At 31.9% G+C, this 2,243-nt stretch carries 3 protein-coding genes and 1 pseudogene; all 4 read left to right on the top strand.

The features are described from left to right. Positions 1-621, top strand: a pseudogene (locus tag Q0649_RS12570) (hypothetical protein); the annotation flags it as partial. 30 nt (positions 622-651) lie between these two features. Next, entirely contained in the window at positions 652-903 is a 252-nt protein-coding gene (locus Q0649_RS12565; protein ID WP_298842392.1) for a hypothetical protein, read from the top strand. A 394-nt stretch (positions 904-1,297) separates the two neighbouring features. Beyond that, entirely contained in the window at positions 1,298-1,561 is a 264-nt protein-coding gene (locus Q0649_RS12560) for a hypothetical protein (protein ID WP_298842389.1), read from the top strand. Positions 1,562-1,594: 33 nt separating this feature from the next. Beyond that, the coding region (locus Q0649_RS12555) for a hypothetical protein (protein ID WP_298842386.1) at positions 1,595-2,243 on the top strand (649 nt) is incomplete at its 3' end.

Raw genomic sequence — 2,243 nt, 5'->3', positions numbered from 1 at the left:
TATAACAATTGTGTTTTTGGAGCATTTGTATTGTTCCCATATAAGGATGAAGAGGGATACAAAAATCATGACTTTTATAAGAGTATAGAAGAAGTAAATATAGGTGGTATTCCGTTTCTTCCATCAACTACAAGGCTTATGGAAGAGTTTTTAGATAAGCTAATAAATGAATCGTCGTACTCAACCTTTGAAAGATCACTTGAGCCAATAGGGCGAGAGAATTATATAAAAGATGAATACTTTAAGCATAGAACAGTCCTTGTAGGATCATTAAGAAATAAAGAGCAACTTGAAATAAATCTAAAAGGTAAGTTTTATCACACTAAATGCAGCAACATAAATCTAGCAGAGCATAATATTAAGTTCGTAGCACTAGCTCAGTCAAAGAAACAATTTGTTGGTGAGGCTGGTATAACTTATTATGGCAAGGTAATAGATATAAAAGTTGTGAAGCGAAATACTATAAAAGATATACCTAGTGACTCTGAGGAAGATTATTATGTTTTTAAAATTGATAAGTGGGAGAAGCTATACAGAAAAATTGAAGTAAAAGGATATCAAGTTCGAAGGCTGATTTATACTACTGAGTATTTACTTCATAATGCGCAAATAGTTACTTAGCTTTGTATAAAATCTAAAGAAGAATATAGATTGTGGAAAGAGCTTAGGAGAGTAAGTTCATTAACTGAAACAGAAACTGGGAAGAGCATAGATAATGATAGTAGAATTAAAGGATTTTCTATAGAAGAAATGAAGATATTTATTAAGGATGAGGAAATAAGGGTTGAGTGCAATGGGAAAGTATATGATTTTAGTAGGGGAGAGTTTGAGAAGAGACCTAGGGGTGTGGTGGGGAGGATAATTAAGATTTTGAGGTATACAAAAACATCCTATAAAATCTAATTTGGACTATAGTGGAGATGCGCTTATATATGGGGGTATAGATGTTTTTAACCATTATGCCGACGTCAGCATAATGGTTAAATTGGGTTAAGGTTCTGAAAGAAAAATTGAGAATATAATGCTTGTAAGATATGATTAAGAGAATTGTCAGAAAATATAGTTCTTTTTTTTATGTTTGCAATGTTTGTAAAACTGACAGTTAGTAGAAGTATTTTTACAAATAAGGTGTACATTACTTATGGTAATATTAATTTAAGGAATAACGCAATTGAGGTTTTAAGAAGAAATTAATAGATTATATTATGGTAAATAAATGATTAAATGGTTGATAATTCTGTGATATAATGTTAGGTGATAATATATGAGACAAGTTTATATTTGGGAGGCTAAGAAATTGTTACAAATCGATTTAGAGAATGCTAATAGACTAAAAAAATATTCATATAGATTGACTAAATATGCTGATGACATTAATAATAAAAAGAATAATTTAATACAAACGAGTAATTTAAATTTAGACACTAGAGATATTACTAATGAGGCAATACATACAAAAATCACACAACTTAATTTCAGTATTGATTCCATAACAAATGTTATTGAAAATATGTCAAGTGAAGCACAAGTAATAGCAGCAAAACTTTCTATTATGAAATGATAGAAATCACTCAAGAAAAGAGGAGGTTAAGAGATGGTTTCAATTGATTATGCTAAATTAGATGAGGTTAGTGTGGCATTAAAGAAGCTTTATGAAATGCTGCAATACAATTTAGAAGAGTCGAAGCTGGGATATAATAGTATATATATTACTCCCTTGGAGGCACTAAAATGTCCTGAAATTGGAGGATTTGAAGATGATATGAACAAACTTCAAGCTCGCGGAAATGAAGCACTTGACGACATACAAAAATTAATAACAGGTATACATAATGTAATAAATAAATTTCAGGAAACAGAAAGCAAGTTAGAACGTGATGTAAATGCAGCAACTGTCAGCAGTTCAACTCTTCTTGGTGCAGGGGTTTTATCTACAAGTGCTCTAATGATGCTAGGGATGGAAAGTGGTGTACAAGCCTTTGGTAGTAAAGATGATGCTAGTTTCTCGGATAAAGCAGTAGCATCACAAGGTACATCTGGGATAGTAGCATCAGATAGGAAGGATGTTACTGGTATTGCAGTTGGTGCAATAGGTATCAATATGAAAACACAACAGTCTAAGGGAGTTAATGTTGCAAAGACAAGCAGCAAGACTAGTTCGGAAGATAATAAGATACTAGATGCTGTTTTGCAATGGGGTGAGAATCTTGGAGATCATCCTGTAGATACTGGAATGGCTGTGT

The organism is uncultured Clostridium sp., assembly GCF_937920395.1.
In the GTDB taxonomy this organism is placed as follows: Bacteria; Bacillota; Clostridia; order Clostridiales; family Clostridiaceae; genus Clostridium_AD.
The sequence above is the reverse complement of the archived record's forward strand: the minus strand, read 5'-3'. Positions and strand labels throughout refer to the sequence as shown.